Genomic DNA, 3,485 nt, shown 5'->3' with positions numbered 1-3,485 from the left:
GCGGCCGCCCCGTAGCGCACCTCGCCCGACGGCAGCACCGCCGGAAGCTCCCGTTCGGCGCGGGCGACGTCCACGCCGAGAGCATCCAGATCGGAAGCCTGCAGCGGCGCGACGCGCAGCCAACGCCCGAGCCACGTGGCCGTCCGCGTGCAGAAGCCGCAGTCGGCGTCGTAGAGGAGCGTGGTCACCTCAGATGAGGTCGTTGATCATCACGACCTGCTCGCGCCCCGGGCCGACGCCGATGCCGGAGATGCGGCAGCGGATCAGTTCCTCGAGGCGGCGGACGTACGCCTGAGTGGTAGCGGGCAGTTCGGCGAAGGTGCGACAGCCGGAGATGTCTTCGGTCCAGCCGTCGAGGTACTCATACACCGGCTTGGCCTTCAGCAGGTCGGCCATGAGCACCGGGTAGTGCTCGCGCAGCTCACCATCGACGTCGTAGCCGACGCACACCGGGATCTTGTCCCAGCCGGTGAGGATGTCGAGCTTGGTGAGGAACACGTCGGTGACGCCGTTGTACGTGCAGGCGGCCTCCACCACGAGCGGGTCGAACCAGCCGCAGCGGCGGGGGCGTCCCGTGGTCGTGCCGAACTCGCCGCCCTCGGTGCGCAGCCGGTCGCCGTCGGCGTCCAGGAGCTCGGTGGGGAACGGTCCCTCGCCGACGCGCGTCGTGTACGCCTTCGCGATGCCGACGATGCGATCGAGCTGGGTGGGGCCGACCCCCGAGCCCGTGCACGCACCGGCCGCGATCGGGTTGGACGACGTCACGTACGGGTACGTGCCGTGATCCACATCGAGGTGATGGGCCTGCGCCCCCTCGAACACGACGAGCTTGCCCGCCTCCAGGGCGTCGTTGAGCTCGCGGGCCACATCGCGCACCATCGGCCGGACGCGGTCGGCGAAGCTCAGCAGGTGGTCGGCCACCTCGGTCGGGTCGACCGCCAAGGTGTTGTAGACCTTCACGAGCAGCTGGTTCTTCTGGACCAGCGCCGCCTCCACCTTGTCGCGCAGGAGTTGCTCGTCGAGGAGGTCCTGGATGCGGATGCCGACGCGGTTGATCTTGTCGGCGTAGGCCGGGCCGACACCTCGCCCGGTGGTGCCGATCTTGCGCTTGCCGAGGAACCGCTCGGTCACCTTGTCGAGCGTCTTGTGGTAGGGCGCGATGATGTGGGCGTTCGCCGAGATGATCAGGCGGCTCGTGTCGATGCCCCGGGCGTTGAGCGCGTCGATCTCGGAGAACAGCACCTCCAGGTCGACGACGACACCGTTCCCGATCACCGGGATGCCCGGGTTGAGGATCCCTGAGGGCAGCAAGTGCAGTGCGTACGTCTCGTCGCCCACGACGATCGTGTGGCCTGCATTGTTGCCGCCCGAGTAGCGCACGGTGTAGTCGACCGCGTCACCGAGTTGGTCGGTCGCCTTTCCCTTGCCCTCGTCGCCCCACTGGGTTCCGATCACGACGATGCCCGGCATGGTGAGTCCTCCTTGCACACGCCAAAGCCCGGCGCAAGGTCCGCCGGGCTCTTACGGCGCGAGTCTACCAAACCCGCCCGCGCGGCGGCCGCGCGGGGTCGATGCGCCGCAGTCTGCTGGCACGGCGCGGAGGTTTGGGGCCGTAGCGGCGCGCCGGCCTGCGGGTGGACGCCGCGGGTGCGGCGGGTCCGGTGGCAGCCCCGGTCACGGAGGTCGTAGGGGACGCCGCCGGCTCGGCTTCACGGCTGCTCAGGTGCGCGTGGGCGTCCGGGCTGGCCTCGGTGAGGAACTGGAGGCACCGGTCGTGTTCGCTGGTCTCGCCGATGCGGCCGGCGGCGACGGCGAGCGCCCAGAGAGCCCGCAGGAAGCCCTGGTTCGGCTCGTGCTCCCACGGGATCGGCCCCCTGCCGCGCCAGCCGGCGCGACGGAGAGCGTCCAGGCCGCGGTGGTAGCCGGTGCGCGCAAAGGCGTAGGCGGTGATGTCGCCCTGCGGCGTCTGGGCGGTGAGGGATCCCTCGGCGAGCAGAGCCCAGACGAGCGGGGAGGCGGGGAACTGGGCGACGATGTCGAGGAAGCGGCCGTCGGAGCGGGCGACGATCTCTGCGAGCGCGGGATCGTCGGGGAGCCGGGTCTCGCCGATGCCCTCGGCCAACAGCAGGGTGCGCGCGTCGTTCACAGCGACAGCTTACGGGCGGGCTTCAGGCGATGGCTTTCACCAGCGCCGTCGCGGCCTTGTGGGAGAGTCCGGGGCGCGCGGCGATGAGGAGGCGAGCGGCGTAGGGGGAGTCCGAGTCGGCGTCGACACCGGCCTCATCCAGGACGCCCAGCGCCCACCGGATCGCGTTGGGTCCGGGGCTGGGCGTGAGCGGATCGCCGAACGTCTCCGACAGTTCCACGTTCACGGCCCGGCTGTCGCGCGCCGTGAACAGCATGAGCAGCAGGATGACCGCGATCACCCCGATGACGAGGAGTTCCAGAGGCCCGATGCGCACCCCCCGACCCTACTGTCACGTTTCTGACATAGGGAATCGTGGCACGTGCCGAGATTCTCGCGGTCAAAACCCGGGTCGGCGAGCAACCTGAGTTGACAACTCCTTCCCGTCAACCTACATTGACACTATGCCCGCACCCCAGAACACCGGCCCCGACGCCCGCAGCATCGCGGCGCACGCGGCGGACACCAGCGATCCCCCCCAGGGACTCGCCGCGGTGGCGAGCCTCCGGCGCCTGACGGACGCCCTCGAGCTCGCCCAGGTCGAGAGCGCGCTGCGCGCCGGGCTCTCCTGGGCCGACATCGCCACACATCTCGGCGTCACCCGGCAGGCCGTCCACAAGAAGTTCGCCCGCCGTGTCTCCCCCGACCTCCACCGAGCCCCCAGGAACTGAGGAACCATGAACATCACCCTTGCCCTCCTCTGGGCCAACGCGAGCTGGCGCGAGGCCGCACGGGTCGGCGTCCGCGAGGTGGACACCGAGCATCTCTACCTCGGCCTCCTCGCCCTCGGCGGCGCCGCGGCCCGCCTCCTCGGCAGCCACGGCGTCACGCTCGCGTCGGCCCGCGAGCGCGTCCGGGATGCCCAGGCCGCCGATCTCCGCAGCCTCGGCATCGATCCCGATCCCCTCCTGCTGCCGCCGCGCCAACTGCGCGAGATCGGGCATCCCGACCTCGTCTTCACTCCTGCCGCCCGCCGCATCGTGGACGCCCGGCACCCCGACACCTACGCCTGCCTCGTCGAGCTCCTCAAGCAGGCGGACGCCCCCCGTCGCCTCCTCGCCGCCGACGGCGTCCTGCCGAACGACCTCGTGGCCGAGTTGAAGGAGGGCTCCGACGATGCCCTGGCCGCCGAGACGGTCCCGCCGACCCCCGGGCTCCTTCCCCCGCCGGCGCAGGCCCAGCGTGTCGGCCGGTTCGTCTCGACCCCTCCCGGACGCCTCGCCGACCTCCTCGCCGACCCACAGTCCTTGGCCTGGTGGGCCTACGACCCCGACGGCGTCGAGGTCTTCGACGGTGGCGA

4 protein-coding genes and 2 pseudogenes are annotated in these 3,485 nt (G+C 71.0%); 2 read left to right on the top strand and 4 right to left on the bottom strand.

The features are described 5' to 3' along the window. The 4 genes and pseudogenes from Q1K57_RS12400 to Q1K57_RS12385 all read right to left on the bottom strand — a co-directional run. Positions 1 to 188 (bottom strand): annotated as a pseudogene (locus Q1K57_RS12400) (DUF393 domain-containing protein); the annotation flags it as partial. 1 nt (position 189) lies between these two features. Beyond that, positions 190 to 1,470 (bottom strand): adenylosuccinate synthase, encoded by a 1,281-nt coding sequence (locus tag Q1K57_RS12395; protein WP_300083130.1) that lies wholly within the window; start codon positions 1,468 to 1,470, stop codon positions 190 to 192. A gap of 262 nt (positions 1,471 to 1,732) precedes the next feature. Then, a pseudogene (locus tag Q1K57_RS12390) lies at positions 1,733 to 2,128 on the bottom strand (DUF3151 domain-containing protein); the annotation flags it as partial. A gap of 40 nt (positions 2,129 to 2,168) precedes the next feature. Beyond that, positions 2,169 to 2,462, bottom strand: a complete 294-nt coding sequence (locus Q1K57_RS12385; RefSeq protein ID WP_300083128.1) for a hypothetical protein — start codon at positions 2,460 to 2,462, stop codon at positions 2,169 to 2,171. Between the two features lie 127 nt (positions 2,463 to 2,589). On the opposite strand from Q1K57_RS12385, the gene Q1K57_RS12380 reads away from it, so the two are divergent. Together Q1K57_RS12380 and Q1K57_RS12375 are read left to right on the top strand one after the other, a co-directional pair. Further along, positions 2,590 to 2,856 carry a hypothetical protein gene (locus Q1K57_RS12380; protein ID WP_300083126.1) on the top strand — a complete coding sequence of 89 codons (267 nt, stop codon included), beginning with the start codon at positions 2,590 to 2,592 and terminating at the stop codon, positions 2,854 to 2,856. Positions 2,857 to 2,862: 6 nt separating this feature from the next. After that, the coding region (locus tag Q1K57_RS12375) for a Clp protease N-terminal domain-containing protein (protein WP_300083124.1) at positions 2,863 to 3,485 on the top strand (623 nt) is incomplete at its 3' end.

The organism is Propioniciclava sp. (assembly GCF_029977985.1).
Taxonomy (GTDB): Bacteria; Actinomycetota; Actinomycetes; order Propionibacteriales; family Propionibacteriaceae; genus Propioniciclava.
This window is presented reverse-complemented; position numbering and strand designations above follow the sequence as displayed.